Below are 15,356 nucleotides of genomic sequence, written 5' to 3'. Positions count from 1 at the left end.
TTTGAGGAGCTGGTTTCAGATATTGATGCCTACATCTATTTTTACAATCATCAACGTTTTCAAGAACGCAACAACGGCCTTGCCCCTCTTGAAATGAGGAACAAGGCCGTCGCCTAATCTTTTATTATTTCATTGTCCACTTGACAGGGAGCAGTTCAGATAGCTAAGCAGTTTTTTTATCTGGTTTAGTGATGTATTGCAGGGCAATTCGATTTTCAGGTTTAACATCAACTAGGTATAAGATTAGGAGGAGTAACCATTCAGCTGGTTTCATGAAAATATAGATGACGTCTGCCTGCCAAGCATTTTTGATATGGCGAGCAATTGGATAGCCATACTTATCATAGTTATTTCTAATGAAGCGGTGGCTTCGAGGCATTTTTTCTTCGAGTAACTGTTCAAATGCATTGGCAATTAAAAGCTGACGGTTGACAACGATACGATGACCATGACGCACTCCCATTCTCAGAGGTTTGACAATAGAGCGATGGCCAGAAGCACCAACAGTACAAAGATAATGCTCATCAGCCTCAATACTGGGTGGTGAAATCTTTGTTGATAAGATCCAGTCACTGGTATTAGTCCAAGTTTTGATGATGTAATCTGGTTCTTGACCAAATAAAGTCAAAACCATAAGTGTTAGAGCCAGAATAGGTAGACAAATAAAAAAGGCTAGGACATGCCAATGGAAACTGGCTTGCAAAAAATGATAAAGGTGATTGCGCCATTTTTTTCTAGGATCTGGTTCAATGGCAGAGCTTATCCAGTTGATGATAGTTTGATTAATCAAACGATAATAGATGAGAATAACATTAACAGTGAGAATTCAAAAACCAAAGAGAGCTCCTGCCCCTAGTTGCACTGTCCCGATAATTAAGATAATTATGCCGAGGTAAGATAAGGAAATCCCAGAAACTAATAGTAGGGGAGGAGTTTTATTAGTTGGCAAGTAAGCTAAAATAGCATACCCTACCAAGCTGAGAGCTATTATTGTTATCAAAGTGGGAGTTGCTGGTGTCCAAATAGGAGAATGTCGCTGATAGGAGTAAATCTGTTCTTGCCAATCAAACCAATGATTCCCATTGAGAAATATTTCAATTTGGAATTTGGAGAGGAAAAACCCTAGAATGAAAGTTAACAAATCATTGATTTTTAAGAAAAATATTACGCGTTCACTTAATTCCTTTTTTCGAAAATACAGTATATTGATGACAGTTGTAACAATCGGGTAGATTAGTATTGATAAATACAGTATAAAGAGGAGAGGAGAGAGGAGGAAACCAATAAAAAACTTAAAGGGACCCTCAGGTAAACTGATATACAAAAAAATCATCAGCACATGTAAACAAATAATTGTTAATATAATATTGCGAAGCCATTTATTGTTAGGCAGTAAATCTAAAATATAGGAAAGTTTCTTTTTCATAAGGGTATTATATCAAAAAATTAAATTTCAAAGCGAAAATTAATTACATTGTAGAAACATTACTCCCCATTGTAAAATGCTCTTCTGCAACAACTCAGTAAATATCATAGTTCTGTGGAGCTATTAAGAACCTGTATTCACAGTTCAGCACTTCCACCTAATGCTAGTTTTTGAGCTACTCATCGTTAGTTTTTTCAAAATACAGTCAGTATTCCTCAAAAAACTGCCTTGATTAGCGAAAAAACTATCTCTTATCTATATAAGCACTTCACATGTGAATACAGGTTCTAAGAGGTGCTTTAATTTCTCCAATATTTTTTGTAGGGAGTTGATAAGTTCTTTCATTTGCTCAATATCTTGTTGAAATAGTAGTTAATCATAGCATAGTATCAGATTATCTTAGTTTATTATAAGATTTTTAAATTTGAAAAGGGTATAATGTAAGTGCTTTAATCAATAGGAGGAGTGACAGTATATGCATCACAAAACACTTAAACCATTTCCAGATAACTTTTTCTGGGGTGCTTCAACATCAGCTTATCAGGTAGAGGGAGCTGCTTTGGAAGATGGCAAAGGACCATCTTGTCAGGATGTTAAGGTTGTTCCTGAGGGGACTTCGGATTTATCAGTATCTGTGGATCATTATCATCGTTACAAAGAAGATATCGCTCTCATGGCGGAAATGGGCTTCAAGTCATACCGCTTTTCAATCTCTTGGTCTCGCCTTTTACCGCAAGGTGTTGGTGAGGTCAATCCCAAAGGTATTGCTTTTTATAACAACCTCATTGATGAATGCTTGAAATATGGCATTGAGCCAATTGTGACCATGTTCCACTTTGATATGCCCGCTGCTCTTGATGAGCGCGGTTCTTGGGGCAACCCAGAGTCGGTCAATTGGTTTCTCGAATTTGCCCGTCTCATGTACGAAAACTTTGGTGACCGTGTAAAATATTGGCTGACCATCAATGAACAAAATGTTTTAACCTTAGCTGGTCCAATCATTGGAACCCTACATTTGCCAGACAATTGTACCAATGTCAAAAAAGAAATCTATCAGCAAAACCATCATCAGTTGGTTGCGCAAGCTAAGGCTATGGTACTTTGCCACGAGCTACTTCCTGAAGCTAAAATTGGCCCCGCCCCAAATATTGCTCTTATTTATCCAAACACTAACAAACCAGAAGATATTTTAGCATCGCAAAATGCCAATGCCATTCGTAACTGGCTCTATTTGGATATGGCTGTCAAGGGACGCTACAATCATTTGGTATGGGAATATCTGGGACATTTTGATGCCCAACCAGAATTTGCTCCTGGGGATGCTCAAGCCTTAGCTCAGGCCAAACCTGATTTCATTGCTTTTAATTACTACAATACCTCAACAGTAGAGTATTGCCCTGCAGAATTTGAATTGGGCGATGAAAAATCCGACCAACAGAAAATGTTAACAGAGCCAGGTTATTATCGTGCAGTATCAAATCCTAATCTTCCTAAAACAGAATTTGGCTGGGAAATTGACCCAATTGGTTTCCGAGCAACATTGCGCACGCTTTATGACCGTTACCATTTGCCACTTTTGGTCACTGAAAACGGCCTTGGAGCTTACGACAGTTTGACTGAGGATGGTAGGGTACATGACACATACCGTATCAACTATCTTCGTGCTCATATTGAGCAAATTCAATTAGCTATTTCAGATGGTGTAGAAATGTTGGGATATAATCCTTGGTCGGCTATTGACCTCATTTCAACTCACGAAGGTATTAAAAAGCGTTACGGTTTCATCTATGTTGATCGTGATGAATTTGATTTGAAAACTCTCAAACGCTACCGCAAAGATTCTTTCTTCTGGTACAAGAAGGTCATCGCAAGTAATGGTCAAGATTTGACCGACTAACCTCCAGAAGGTTATAAAGGCAACTTTTCAATGAGAATTAGTTGCCTTTTTGGTGTGAAAACAGGTATAATAGACCTTATGATTAATGGAATTATTAACCTCAAAAAAGAAGCCGGTATGACCTCACATGATGCGGTTTTCAAACTTCGAAAGATTTTAGGTGAAAAGAAAATCGGTCATGGGGGGACATTGGATCCTGATGTTGTTGGGGTTCTACCGATTGCTGTCGGTAAGGCAACGCGCGTTATTGAGTATATGACAGAAGCTGGGAAGCTCTATTGTGGTCAGGTAACATTGGGGTATGCTACCACAACAGAGGACGCTAGTGGGCAAATCGTTGCTAGTAAAGCAGTGACACCAGATTTATCAGCACAAGCTATTGATCAAGCCATGCAGATGTTCGTGGGGCAAATCACTCAGATACCGCCAATGTACTCGGCAGTAAAAGTCAACGGTCGTAAGCTTTACGAATATGCACGGGCCGGTCAGAAAGTGGATCGTCCATCCCGTCAGGTAACTATATACGATTTTAAACGAATAAGTGATTTAACTATTGAAGATGGTTATTGCCGCTTTGATTTTGAAGTAGCTTGTAGTAAAGGAACCTATGTGCGTACCTTAGCTGTAGATTTAGGGGAAAAGTTGGGGTATCCTGCCCATATGTCAGCTTTGGAGCGAAAAGCCTCAGCTGGTTTAGAACTTAGGAATGCTCTGACTTTGGCAGAAATTGAAGCTATGGTGGCAGAAAATGATTTTTCTTTTCTTTTGCCCATTGAATATGGTGTATCTGACTTACCACGTCAGGAGTTGACAGAAGCGGAAACGAGAGAGATTTCCTTTGGTCGACCAATTGCTTTAGCAACGGTTGAACCATTAGTAGCGGCTTTTTATCAAGACAAACTGGTGGCTATTCTTGAGCTACGTGAGGAACTCTATAAACCTCGAAAAGTATTGATTTAGAACGGAAGATTATGGATATTCAGCTGATAAAAGATTATAAAGATATTAAGACAACTCAGGATTGCGTACTAGTTTTGGGGTATTTTGATGCTCTCCATCGTGGTCATAAAGCCCTCTTTGATAAGGCACGAGAAATAGCAGAGCAAGAAAAATTACAGATTGCAGTACTTACATTCAATGAGTCTCCACAGCTGACCTTTGTTCGCTTTTCTCCAGATCTTTTACTACACTTGACTTCGCCAGAAAAGCGTTACGCCAAATTTGCAGAGTATGGTGTTGATAAACTTTATCTAACTGACTTTACGACGCGTTTTTCAAGAATATCATCTGACGATTTTATTAAAAACTACATTGAAAATTTAAGAGCCAAGGTGGTAGTGGTAGGGTTTGACTACAAATTTGGTCATAATCGTACTGATAGTGATTACCTAGTTCGAAATTTTTCAGGTCAAGTTATCACAGTTCCCGAAGTTCAAGAAAATGGCAAAAAAATCAGCTCAACACGTATTCGAAACTTGATCGCTAAAGGAGATATTGCTGAGGCTAATAAACTTTTAGGCTATGATTTTTCCACTCGTGGTATGGTTGTTCATGGAGATGCTCGAGGTCGTACAATTGGTTTTCCAACTGCCAATCTTGCTCCTATCGACCGCACTTTTTTACCGGCTGACGGAGTCTATGTCTCGGATGTCCTGCTTAACGGTCAGCGTTATCGAGCAATGACCAGCGTTGGAAAGAACGTGACCTTTGGAGGAACGGAATTGCGTTTAGAGGCACACCTTTTTGATTTTGACGGTGATATTTATGGCGAGTCAATCGAAATTATTTGGCTAGATAAAATACGTAATATGGTTAAATTTTCAGGAATAGATGAACTTGTCACTCAATTAGATGCAGATAAGAGAATTGCCCAAGCCTATCCTTCAAACTGAAAAAGTTGTAATCATTTGATTGCAATTTTTTCAATTTTTTCAAGTATATTTACAATTGGACTAGAAAAACATAGCCAAGAAGAGTAAAATTTTGTATAATAAAGGGAGTAAAGATTTGACAGAGGCAAATGTATGATCACCTTATTTTTATCACCTAGTTGTACAAGTTGTCGAAAGGCACGCGCTTGGCTAACAAAGCACGAAGTACCCTTTCAAGAGCATAATATAATTACCAGTCCTCTAAGTCGTGAAGAATTAATGAGTATACTTTCTTTTACGGAAAATGGAACTGAGGACATTATTTCCACGCGTTCAAAGGTTTTCCAAAAATTGGATATTGATGTCGATAAGATGTCTATTTCAGAGCTCATTCAATTGATTGCTGATAATCCTAGTCTTTTGCGTCGCCCAATTTTATTAGACAAGAAAAGAATGCAAATTGGTTTTAACGAAGATGAAATTCGTGCTTTTTTATCACGTGATTACAGGAGACACGAGTTACGCCAGGCAACCATTCGTGCAGAAATTGAGGGATAGGAATGAAAAGTTACAGTTATCCACTTGATCCATCTTGGAGCACTGATGAAATTACCGCAGTGCTTTCTTTTTTGAATCAGGTTGAAAAAGCTTATGAAAGCAAGGTAGATGCTAAAAGTCTTCTTGAAAGCTATGACATTTTCAAAAACATTGTCAAGAGTAAGGCACAGGAAAAGCAAATTGATCGTGAATTTGAGCAAAGTAGTGGTTATTCAACCTATCGTGCAGTTCAGTTAGCTAAAGAAAAAGGGAAAGGAATGATTTCTCTTGGAAACTAAATTCAAATTTGCGCAAGATTTGATCCAAGAAGCAGGAAGTTTTATTAGGGATGAGATGGCTAAAACGCTCAAAATTGAGGAAAAAACTCAATTTGATGATCTGGTAACTAATCTAGACAAGGCAACTCAAGATTTGATGATTGCTAAGATTATAAAAAATTATCCTAATGATTTTATTTTTGCTGAGGAAGATGGTGTTCGTCATTCGGTTGAACATGGGAATGTTTGGGTTCTGGATCCGATTGATGGGACCGTGAATTTTATAGTTCAAGGTGAGCATTTTGCTGTGATGATTGCCTATTTTGAGGATGGAATTGGTAAATTTGGTCTGATTTATGATGTCATGAGAGATTTACTTTATTGTGGTGGTGGGAGTTTCCCTGTCTGCGTCAATGGCAAACCCATTCCTAGATATCAGGATACTCCTCTAAATCGAACCCTTCTGGGGACTAATGCAGGGATGTTTGCAGATAATTACCATGGGATTCGTGATTTGGCAAAACAAACCTTAGGAGTTCGAGTCTATGGCGGAGCGGGAATCAGTATGACACAGGTAATGCTTGGTCATCTTCTAGGTTATTTTTCTTGTATCCAGCCTTGGGATTATGCTGCGGCATTGATTATGGGAGAAAATCTAGGCTACACCCTCCTAACCATTGATGGTGAAAAACCAGATTTTTCAACGAGACAATCTATTATGTTTGTGCCAAAAGCTAAATTGCCTGAAATCAAGACTTATATCAAATAACTTATGTGAGCATCCTAAGGAATTTTGTTAACATGCTTTGAAATACCTTGAGATTACCCGTAAAAGTGAATATATAGTTTTAGTACGGTGTAGCGAAAGATAGCAAAGTGAGTTAGTGTGGAAATGACTGAAAAAAACCTATTTTGTCAAAGCAATATAGGTTTTTTTCATATCCAAAATTCGTAAGATGTAGTATAATGGAAGTATGTTGTTACCAGAAGAATTTGTAAAAAAATATGAGAAAATACTTGGTAAACAGGCAGTTGATTTTTTTGAAAGTTTTAACCATGAGGCGATTTCGGGATATCGTTTAAATCCCTTAAAAGCAACCCTAAAGACCTATCCAGATTCTATCCCTAATACATTATGGGGACATTATGGCAAGGTTTCTGGAAAATCGGCAGAGCATGTATCAGGCCTCGTTTATTCTCAAGAACCAGCTGCTCAGATGGTTGCACAAGTCGCTAGTCCAGAGAAGGGAATGCGTGTTCTTGATTTAGCTGCTGCTCCTGGCGGTAAAACAACGCACTTACTCAGTTATTTGGACAATACTGGTGTACTTGTCAGCAATGAAATCTCTACCAAGCGCAGTAAAATTCTCGTTGAAAATGTTGAACGTTTTGGTGCTAGAAATCTTGTTGTCACCAATGAAAGTTCACAAAACTTAAGTAATTTTTTTAAACGATACTTTGACATGATAATTTTTGATGGTCCGTGTTCAGGAGAGGGGATGCTTCGAAAAGATCCATCAGCGATTCAATATTGGCATAAAGATTATCCTACCCAGTGTGCTGCTTTACAAAAAGAAATATTAGCGGAAGCAATGAAAATGCTAGCACCTGGAGGAACCTTGGTTTATTCAACATGTACCTGGTCTCCAGAAGAAAATGAAGACGTGGTTAGGTGGTTATTATCAGAGTACGATTATTTAGAACTCGTAGATATTCCTAAAATCAATGGTATGGTTGAGGGGATTAATATGCCACAAGTTGCTAGAATGTATCCGCACCTTTTCAAAGGGGAGGGACAATTTGTTGCTAAACTTAGAGATGTACGCAAGCGAGATATAGTAAAGGTTAAGCCCGGGAAATCAAACCTAACCAGAGAACAGTTTAAACTCTGGCTTGATTTTGAAGAAGCACACTTGAAATTAAAATTATCAGGACTTTTTCAAACTTTCGGTAATCAACTTTATCTTCTTCCAGATGATTTACCAGACCTCGCTAAAGTAAAAATTGCACGAAATGGTTTGCATTTGGGTACTTTTAAGAAAAATCGATTTGAGCCCTCATTTGCTTTGGGATTGGCTATTAAGCCTAATGACATAGAACAGTTCGTTGAAATTGATATAGAACAGTTCGAGAAATATGTCTCTGGAAATATTGTTCAATTAAGCGAAGGTTTTCAAAATGGTTGGTATCAAGTTGTCATTGAAGGGAATGGTATTGGGTTTGCCAAGGTAGTAAACAGCACCCTTAAAAATTATTTTCCTAAAGGACTACGTTTTCAATCTTAACTGTTATTGAATACATTTTTATAATGATATGAAAAAAAGGACTTTTCAAATTCCCGTTTGATGTGTTACTATTTGAATGTTGAAATGATGAAATCTTTTCATGATGCTATTAATTTAAAAAATGAATAGGAAATCAAAATGAAATTAAGAAAAAATTGGCTAATTCTACCATTGCTTCTTGTTTTTGCAACGAGTTTATCAGGCTGTGCTAGCTGGATTGACAAAGGACAATCTATTACTAGCGTAGGCTCGACTGCTCTTCAGCCTCTTGTTGAGGCTGCAGCGGATGAATTTGGTTCAACAAACCTCGGAAAGACGGTTAATGTTCAAGGTGGTGGATCTGGGACAGGACTTTCTCAAGTACAATCCGGTGCCGTTCAAATTGGGAACAGCGACGTTTTCGCCGAAGAAAAAGATGGTATTGATGCTAGTAAGTTGGTTGATCACCAGGTTGCAGTTGCAGGGTTATCTGTAGTTGTAAATGAAAAAGTTAGCGTTGATAATTTAACAACAGAGCAGCTACGCAAGATTTTTACAGGAGAATACACGAACTGGAAACAAGTTGGTGGATCAAATCTTGCCATTACTATTATTAACCGCGCGGCAAGTTCGGGTTCTCGAGCCACCTTTGACAGTGTTATTATGGATGGTAAGACAGCCGTTCAAAGTCAAGAACAGGATTCAAATGGTATGGTTAAATCAATTGTTTCTCAGACGCCAGGTGCGATTTCCTACCTTGCTTTTGCGTATGTGGATGATTCTGTAAAAACATTGAAATTAAACGGCTTTAGTCCAACTGCTGAAAATGTTACAACAAACGATTGGCCATTGTGGTCTTACGAACATATGTACACTAAAGGTGAGGCTACAGGTTTGACTAAGGAATTTTTGACTTTTATGATGAGCGATGAGGTTCAGAAGGGAATTGTTACAGGAATGGGCTATATTTCGATTAATGACATGAAAGTTATAAAAAGTGCTGATGGCACTGTGACAGCTAAGTAAAGGAGAGATGATGAATAATCAAGAATTAGCTAAGAAGCTGACTTCGCCGTCCAAAAATTCACGATTGGAAAGATTTGGTAAAACTCTTACTTTTTTGTGCCTTTCTTTAATTGTCCTTATTGTGGCAATGATTTTAATTTTTGTTGCTCAAAAAGGTCTATCTACTTTCTTTGTTGATGGTGTTAACATTTTTGATTTTCTATTTGGAAGTAAATGGGAGCCTAGTTCGAAAATATTCGGTGCTCTTCCAATGATTGCAGGGTCATTTATTGTGACAATCCTATCTTCGTTGATTGCAACGCCTTTTGCTATAGGTGCGGCTGTTTTTATGACTGAAATTTCACCGAAGTATGGTGCTAAAATTTTGCAGCCCGCTGTTGAATTGCTTGTTGGTATTCCATCGGTTGTTTATGGTTTCATCGGATTACAGGTTGTCGTACCATTCGTTCGCTCTATTTTTGGCGGAACTGGATTTGGTATTTTATCTGGTGTCTTTGTACTTTTTGTTATGATTTTACCAACAGTAACCTTTATGACGGTAGATAGTCTAAAGGCAGTTCCACGCCACTATAAAGAAGCCAGTCTTGCAATGGGAGCAACACGCTGGCAAACTATTTGGAGAGTTATCTTGAATGCTGCACGTCCAGGAATTTTTACGGCTGTTGTCTTTGGAATGGCTCGCGCCTTTGGTGAAGCATTGGCAATTCAGATGGTTGTCGGAAATTCGGCTGTGATGCCGACGTCATTAACAACTCCAGCAGCAACACTAACCTCTGTTTTAACCATGGGGATTGGTAATACTGTTATGGGAACTGTTCAGAATAATGTTCTTTGGTCACTTGCATTAGTCTTGCTTTTGATGAGTTTAGCATTTAACAGTGTGATTAAATTGATTACGAAAGAGAGAGGTAAGAAGAACTATGCACGCTAAAAAAGTTGATAAATTAGCAACAGGTGCGCTTTATTCAATTGCTATTATCATCGTTGCTATCCTCGCCTCACTTTTATGTTATATTCTGTTTAGAGGCTTGCCACATGTTTCTTGGTCGTTCTTGACTGGGAAGTCGTCTTCTTATCAGGCTGGCGGTGGTATTGGAATTCAGTTGTATAATTCCTTCTTTCTATTAGTAGTTACCCTGATTATTTCAGTACCTATTTCCATGGGAGCAGGAGTGTACTTGTCTGAATATGCTAAAAAAGGACGTTTGACGGATTTTGTTCGAACTTGTATTGAAATCTTGTCATCTCTGCCATCTGTTGTTGTTGGTCTTTTTGGTTATCTGATTTTTGTAGTTCAATTCCAATATGGTTTCTCAATCCTTTCAGGTGCACTCGCTCTTACAGTTTTCAACTTACCTCAGATGACTCGAAGTGTAGAGGATAGTTTGCGCAATGTTCATCATACACAACGCGAAGCAGGTCTTGCACTAGGAATTTCTCGTTGGGAAACTGTGCTTCATGTCGTTATTCCAGAAGCTCTTCCAAGTATTGTAACGGGTATTGTACTTGCTTCTGGCCGTATTTTTGGTGAGGCAGCTGCCCTTATCTACACAGCTGGACAATCTGCACCAGCTCTTGACTGGGGAAATTGGAATCCACTCAGTGTGACGAGTCCAATTTCTATTTTCCGTCAATCAGAAACTCTTGCAGTCCACATTTGGAAAGTTAATAGTGAAGGAACGATTCCAGATGCAACAATAGTATCAGCAGGAAGTGNAGCGGTACTTTTGGTTGTCATCTTGATTTTCAATCTATCTGCTCGTTTTATTGGTAAAAAGTTACACCAAAAACTAACGTCAGCATCCTAAAGGAGAAGGAGAGACATGACTGAATATAATTGGAATGAAAGGCATATCATTACTTTTCCAGAAGAAAAGTTAGCCTTATCAACGAAGGACTTACATGTCTATTATGGTGAAAAAGAAGCTATAAAAGGCATTGATATGCAGTTCGAAAAAAATAAAATCACAGCCCTCATTGGTCCGTCTGGATGTGGAAAATCTACCTTTCTACGTAGCTTGAATCGGATGAATGATACCATTGATATCGCCAAAGTAACAGGTCAAATTTTATTTGAAGGCATTGATGTTAATGCACAAAATATTAATGTCTATGAGATGCGAAAACATATCGGAATGGTTTTTCAACGTCCAAACCCTTTTGCGAAATCAATCTATAAAAATATTACGTTTGCTTACGAGAGAGCTGGATTGAAAGATAAGAAAGTTCTTGATGAAATTGTTGAAACTTCACTGAAACAAGCTGCACTTTGGGATCAGGTGAAGGATGACTTGCATAAATCTGCATTTACCCTATCTGGTGGTCAACAGCAGCGGTTGTGCATTGCACGTGCTATTGCTGTTAAACCTGATATTCTTCTTATGGACGAGCCCGCGTCAGCGTTGGACCCAATTGCAACGATGCAGTTAGAAGAAACTATGTTTGAGTTGAAGAAAAATTATACTATCATTATTGTGACACACAATATGCAACAAGCTGCTCGGGCTAGTGATTACACAGGTTTCTTCTATTTAGGGGACTTGATTGAGTATGATAAGACTAATAACATTTTCCAAAATGCTAAATTACAATCGACAAGTGATTATGTCTCTGGACATTTTGGATAGAAAGGTAAGAGATGACAGAACCTATTTTAAAAGTAAGCGATTTATCTGTTTATTATAACAAGAAAAAAGCGCTGAATAATGTGTCAATGGAATTTTATCCAAATGAAATCACAGCTTTGATTGGACCATCGGGTTCCGGGAAATCAACCTTACTGAGAGCTATCAATCGTATGGGGGACTTAAATCCTGAGGTGAGTTTGACAGGAAGTATTATGTATAATGGACACAATATTTATAGTCCTCGAACTGATACTGTTGAACTCCGTAAGGAAATAGGTATGGTTTTCCAACAACCAAATCCTTTTCCAATGTCTATTTACGAGAATGNTGTTTACGGTCTTAGGATAAAAGGGATAAAAGATAAGCATATTCTTGATGAAGCAGTTGAAAAATCACTTATTGGTGCATCAATTTGGGATGAGGTAAAAGATAGATTGCACGATTCAGCAGTTGGCCTATCTGGTGGTCAGCAACAGCGGGTTTGTGTAGCGCGTGTGTTGGCAACCAGTCCTAAAATTATTCTTTTGGATGAACCGACATCTGCACTGGATCCTATTTCTGCTGGTAAGATTGAAGATACTCTGTATGGTTTAAAAGAACAATATACTATGTTGATTGTTACGCGTTCTATGCAGCAAGCATCACGTATTTCTGATCGAACAGGATTCTTTTTAGATGGTAATTTAATTGAATACGGAAAAACAAAAGAAGTATTTATGAATCCCCAAAGAAAAGAAACAGAGGATTATATCACTGGTAAGTTTGGTTAAGACTTATTTGTAGTCTTTAGAAAGAGATTGTTTATGTTAAGATCAAAATTTGACGAAGAATTAGATAAATTGCACAACCAATTTTATTCAATGGGAACAGAGGTATTAGGACAAATTAATAAGACTGTGCGCGCCTTTGTTAGTCACGATCGTGTGTTGGCTAAAGAAGTTATTGAAGAAGATGAGGTTGTTAATGAATTTGAAACAAAGCTGGAAAAGAAATCTTTAGAGATTATTGCCCTTCAACAACCCGTATCGCACGATTTACGTACTGTGATTACTGTTTTAAAAGCTTCAAGTGATATTGAGCGTATGGGAGACCATGCTACATCTATTGCTAAAGCTACCATTCGTATGAAAGGGGAAGAACGAATCCCAGTAGTTGAAGAGCAGATTAATAAAATGGGTAAAGCTGTTAAGCAAATGGTTGAGGAAGCCTTGAATGCTTATATCAACGGTGACAGTGAGAAAGCTTATGAAATTGCGGCATCTGATGAAGTGATTGATAATTATTTTAAAGATATCCAAGCTTTGGCCGTTGAAGAAATCCGCAAAGTACCAGATGCTGTTTTTGCTGGCAAGGAATATTTTCAAGTATTAATGTATCTTGAACGCATAGGTGATTATGCTCGAAATATTTGTGAATGGGTTGTTTACCTCAAGACTGGTAAAATAATTGAATTATAGTCTCTTAACCCTAATGGTTAACTTATTATAGGTTTGTTTTCTACTACTTATTAAGAACAATCGGTTTTATTGGCTCAAACTATTTTCTGGCTCTGTGGCTCTTTGTCAACTATAGTGGGTGACTTATAATTAGCAACGAGAGTGAATCAGGTTGGGAGCCAAATTTCATAATATCTACAACTTTTGCGCCTTCTTGGTAGTATACCTCTATCATTACGAGTAGTACAGGTCATTTATGTTAGTTCCTTTCAGAAAAATGTAGTAGTTTATCTGGGCCTAACATATATGGCTTTTTCTGTCTATCTTAATTTTACAAATCGGTTTTAGAAAACTCATCCTCATGAAAAGTCTCTATAATTTCAATTATCTCACTTCTAATTTATGTTATAATAAAGCTATGAAAAAGTTATCTTATCTTATCTTATCTTATCTTATCTTATCTTATCTCTTTACTGTCAGTCTGTCTGACACCATCAGTCTCTGCTGACGAATTTCAGGCTGCTGCCAAACATGCTATTGCCATTGAGGCAACAACTGGTAAGGTTCTTTACGACAAAGATGCCTCCACGCCTGATGAAATTGCCTCAATTAGTAAAATTCTTAGTATTTACCTTGTTTACAAAGAAATCCATGAAGGAAAACTTTCTTGGGACACCGAAATTCCAATTTCTGATTACGCTTATGATTTAACACAAAATTCTATGGCCAGTAATGTTCCTTTGGAGAAAAGAGAGTACACGGTTAGGGAATTGGTTAATGCCAGTATGATCGCCAGTGCTAATAGTGCAACCATCGCCTTAGCCGAGCACATTGCAGGAACTGAAAGTCAATTTGTTGATAAAATGACTCAGCAATTGAAAACTTGGGGCATCACAGATGCTAAATTAGTTAATGCTACAGGACTTAATAATAGTATGCTTGGCGACCATATTTACCCCAACTCCAAATCAGATGACGAAAATCAAATGTCTGCCTTGGATGTTGCCAAAATTGCCCAGCACTTGATTACTGATTATCCTGAAATTTTAGACATCACTAAGAAAAACACCTACACATTTGATGGATCAGCAATTCACACCTACAACTATATGCTCAAAGGACAAGGCTACTATCGCGAGGGCGTTGATGGACTGAAAACAGGGACAACAGAGCTAGCTGGTGCCTCCTTTGTTGGAACTTCCATTGAAAATAACATGCGTATTATTACCGTGGTACTAGATGCTGATAACTATGCACGATTCGAGGTAACAAATCAACTCCTTGACTATGTGTTAACTAATTTTAAGAAAGTCAAAGTCGTGTCAAAGGGGCAAACTTATGCCAAGTCTTCTTTTACAATTGAAGATGGGAAAAAAGCATCCGCTCCCGCAGTTGCAGCTTCTGATTTCTATGTCATTCGTCAGAAAAGTGACCAGAAAGAATTGAATGTTAAAACGAGTTTAGACCAGTCAGTGCCTGTTGCTCCTATTAAAAAAGGGCAGAAAGTTGGACAAATTTCTTTTAAAGATGATAATTTGATTGGTTCTGGTTACACTGGAAAAGCTCCGTCTATTGATCTTGTTTCCAAAGAAAGCGTTCAAAAATCATTTTTCTTGAAAGTTTGGTGGAATCACTTTGTCAAATACGTCAACGAGAAACTCTGATCATGCAAAAACAGCTCTTTGTCAACTGTAGTGGATAGATGAAAAGCTAACGTCTAGAGAAGATGAACAATAATCTTCGTTATCTCTTTTCTACCGTTTGTCAAGCCTATCAAGGTTTTAGAGAAAAAATAATTTTCATACAGTCATCAAAATAGGGAAGTGACCTTGCTTTACACTAAAAATTTACATAAAAAGTGTATACAAAACCAACACCTTATTTTGTGATTTTTGAAATAAGGTGTTACAATAATATGGCATAAACAATTTTACTGATTTTGGGTTGAAGTATAATCGTAAAGTTTGTTATGCGTTATGAGGTAATACATTGTC

The 15,356-nt window shown here is 37.8% G+C and carries 16 protein-coding genes and 1 pseudogene; 15 read left to right on the top strand and 2 right to left on the bottom strand.

What is annotated here, in order from left to right:
• Positions 1-117, top strand: a 117-nt coding sequence (locus A3I7_RS13730) for an IS3 family transposase (protein WP_018375317.1), incomplete at its 5' end; no start/stop codon positions are given.
• Positions 118-163: 46 nt separating this feature from the next.
• Here A3I7_RS13730 and A3I7_RS14900 read toward each other — a convergent pair.
• Positions 164-535, bottom strand: a complete 372-nt coding sequence (locus A3I7_RS14900) for a DUF6688 family protein (RefSeq protein WP_425423210.1) — start codon at positions 533-535, stop codon at positions 164-166.
• 9 nt (positions 536-544) lie between these two features.
• A pseudogene (locus A3I7_RS14800) lies at positions 545-1,333 on the bottom strand (DUF6688 domain-containing protein); the annotation flags it as partial.
• A 568-nt stretch (positions 1,334-1,901) separates the two neighbouring features.
• Between A3I7_RS14800 and A3I7_RS0108510 the strand changes: the two are divergent.
• From A3I7_RS0108510 to pbp3, 14 genes are all read left to right on the top strand, one after another.
• Positions 1,902-3,323 carry a glycoside hydrolase family 1 protein gene (locus A3I7_RS0108510; RefSeq protein ID WP_018376364.1) on the top strand — a complete coding sequence of 474 codons (1,422 nt, stop codon included), beginning with the start codon at positions 1,902-1,904 and terminating at the stop codon, positions 3,321-3,323.
• Between the two features lie 78 nt (positions 3,324-3,401).
• On the top strand, positions 3,402-4,283 hold the full coding sequence (gene truB, locus A3I7_RS0108505; protein WP_026217201.1) for a tRNA pseudouridine(55) synthase TruB: 882 nt from the start codon (positions 3,402-3,404) through the stop codon (positions 4,281-4,283).
• 11 nt (positions 4,284-4,294) lie between these two features.
• A complete protein-coding gene (locus A3I7_RS0108500; protein WP_018376362.1) occupies positions 4,295-5,215 on the top strand; it encodes a bifunctional riboflavin kinase/FAD synthetase in 921 nt (306 codons plus the stop codon).
• A gap of 132 nt (positions 5,216-5,347) precedes the next feature.
• Positions 5,348-5,752, top strand: a complete 405-nt coding sequence (locus tag A3I7_RS0108495; protein ID WP_026217199.1) for a Spx/MgsR family RNA polymerase-binding regulatory protein — start codon at positions 5,348-5,350, stop codon at positions 5,750-5,752.
• Between the two features lie 2 nt (positions 5,753-5,754).
• Positions 5,755-6,030 (top strand): UPF0223 family protein, encoded by a 276-nt coding sequence (locus tag A3I7_RS0108490; RefSeq protein ID WP_018376360.1) that lies wholly within the window; start codon positions 5,755-5,757, stop codon positions 6,028-6,030.
• Positions 6,020-6,778: an inositol monophosphatase family protein gene (locus A3I7_RS0108485; protein ID WP_018376359.1), complete on the top strand. Its 759-nt coding sequence runs from the start codon at positions 6,020-6,022 to the stop codon at positions 6,776-6,778. The genes A3I7_RS0108490 and A3I7_RS0108485 overlap by 11 nt, the downstream gene beginning before the upstream one ends.
• Before the next feature lie 205 nt (positions 6,779-6,983).
• Positions 6,984-8,294, top strand: a complete 1,311-nt coding sequence (locus tag A3I7_RS0108480) for an RsmF rRNA methyltransferase first C-terminal domain-containing protein (RefSeq protein ID WP_018376358.1) — start codon at positions 6,984-6,986, stop codon at positions 8,292-8,294.
• Positions 8,295-8,432: 138 nt separating this feature from the next.
• Positions 8,433-9,299 (top strand): phosphate ABC transporter substrate-binding protein PstS family protein, encoded by an 867-nt coding sequence (locus tag A3I7_RS0108475; protein WP_018376357.1) that lies wholly within the window; start codon positions 8,433-8,435, stop codon positions 9,297-9,299.
• A 10-nt stretch (positions 9,300-9,309) separates the two neighbouring features.
• Positions 9,310-10,230: a phosphate ABC transporter permease subunit PstC gene (pstC, locus tag A3I7_RS0108470; protein ID WP_018376356.1), complete on the top strand. Its 921-nt coding sequence runs from the start codon at positions 9,310-9,312 to the stop codon at positions 10,228-10,230.
• Positions 10,220-11,107 carry a phosphate ABC transporter permease PstA gene (gene pstA, locus A3I7_RS0108465; RefSeq protein ID WP_018376355.1) on the top strand — a complete coding sequence of 296 codons (888 nt, stop codon included), beginning with the start codon at positions 10,220-10,222 and terminating at the stop codon, positions 11,105-11,107. The genes pstC and pstA overlap by 11 nt, the downstream gene beginning before the upstream one ends.
• A 15-nt stretch (positions 11,108-11,122) precedes the next feature.
• Positions 11,123-11,926, top strand: a complete 804-nt coding sequence (pstB, locus tag A3I7_RS0108460; protein WP_018376354.1) for a phosphate ABC transporter ATP-binding protein PstB — start codon at positions 11,123-11,125, stop codon at positions 11,924-11,926.
• Between the two features lie 11 nt (positions 11,927-11,937).
• Complete coding sequence (gene pstB, locus A3I7_RS0108455) at positions 11,938-12,696, top strand: phosphate ABC transporter ATP-binding protein PstB (protein ID WP_018376353.1); 759 nt, start codon at positions 11,938-11,940, stop codon at positions 12,694-12,696.
• Positions 12,697-12,729: 33 nt separating this feature from the next.
• Positions 12,730-13,383 carry a phosphate signaling complex protein PhoU gene (gene phoU, locus A3I7_RS0108450; protein ID WP_018376352.1) on the top strand — a complete coding sequence of 218 codons (654 nt, stop codon included), beginning with the start codon at positions 12,730-12,732 and terminating at the stop codon, positions 13,381-13,383.
• Between the two features lie 413 nt (positions 13,384-13,796).
• Positions 13,797-15,026, top strand: a complete 1,230-nt coding sequence (gene pbp3 / locus A3I7_RS0108445; RefSeq protein WP_425423209.1) for a D-alanyl-D-alanine carboxypeptidase PBP3 — start codon at positions 13,797-13,799, stop codon at positions 15,024-15,026.
• The last annotated feature ends 330 nt before the right edge of the window (positions 15,027-15,356 follow it).

This window comes from Streptococcus orisratti DSM 15617 (assembly GCF_000380105.1).
Classification (GTDB): Bacteria; Bacillota; Bacilli; order Lactobacillales; family Streptococcaceae; genus Streptococcus; species Streptococcus orisratti.
This window is presented reverse-complemented; position numbering and strand designations above follow the sequence as displayed.